1 protein-coding gene is annotated in these 1013 nt (G+C 67.0%); it reads left to right on the forward strand.

Annotation, left to right across the window (positions count from 1 at the left end):
• The coding region (locus AC629_RS44030; protein WP_168195766.1) for a methyl-accepting chemotaxis protein at nucleotides 1–1013 on the forward strand (1013 nt) is incomplete at both ends.

Below are 1013 nucleotides of genomic sequence, written 5' to 3' on the forward strand. Positions count from 1 at the left end.
AGGCGATGCGTGAGCTTGCCTCGGGCAATTTCGACGTCGTGCTGCCGGGCCTCGGCCGCAAGGACGAGATCGGCGAGATGGCCGGCGCGGTCGAGGAATTCAAGGTTCAGGCGGTGGCGAAGGCCGAGCGTGATGCAGCCGCCAGCGAGGCCCAGAACAAGGAGCAGGCCGCGGCGCGCCGTTCCGAGCTGATTCGTTTTGCCGATGATTTCGAGAGCGCGGTCGGCGCCATCGTCTCCAACGTTTCGGCCTCGGCCGTGCAGCTCGAATCGGCGGCGTCGACGCTGACGCGCACCGCCGAGACCACGCAGACCCTGTCGAGCCAGGTTGCCGGCGTTTCCGAGCAGGCCTCGAGCAACATGCAGTCGGTCGCGACCGCGACCGAGGAGCTCTCGGTCTCGGTCGAGGAGATCGGCCGCCAGGTCCGCGATTCCAACCGGATTGCTGAAGCTGCGGTAGTGCAGGCGAAGGAGACCGACAGTCGCATCGGCAAGCTGTCGCACGCCGCCCAGCAGATCGGCGAGGTGGTCAAGCTGATTACCGCGATTGCCGAGCAGACCAACCTGCTCGCGCTGAATGCCACGATCGAGGCGGCACGCGCCGGTGAAGCCGGCCGCGGCTTTGCCGTGGTTGCCAGCGAGGTGAAATCGCTGGCGAGCCAGACCGCGAAAGCCACGGATGAGATTTCCTCGCACATCGCGGGCATGCAGGGTGCGACGGCCGAATCGGTCGCGGCGATCAAGGAGATCGGCGCGACCATCGGCCAGATCTCGACCATCTCGACGTCGATCGCAAGCGCCGTCGAGCAGCAGGGCGCCGCGACGCAGGAGATCGCTCGCAGCGTTCAGACGGTGGCGCAGGGCACGCAGGCCGCGGCCACTGATATCGGCGAAGTCAATCGCGGCGCCGCCGAGACCGGCTCGGCGTCGGAGGAAGTCCTGAACTCGGCCAAATCCCTGTCCAGCGAAAGCACACGCCTCCGCGCCGAGCTCGACCGCTTCATGGGGAACATC

Source organism: Bradyrhizobium sp. NAS80.1 (assembly GCF_001908205.1).
GTDB lineage: Bacteria > Pseudomonadota > Alphaproteobacteria > Rhizobiales > Xanthobacteraceae > Bradyrhizobium.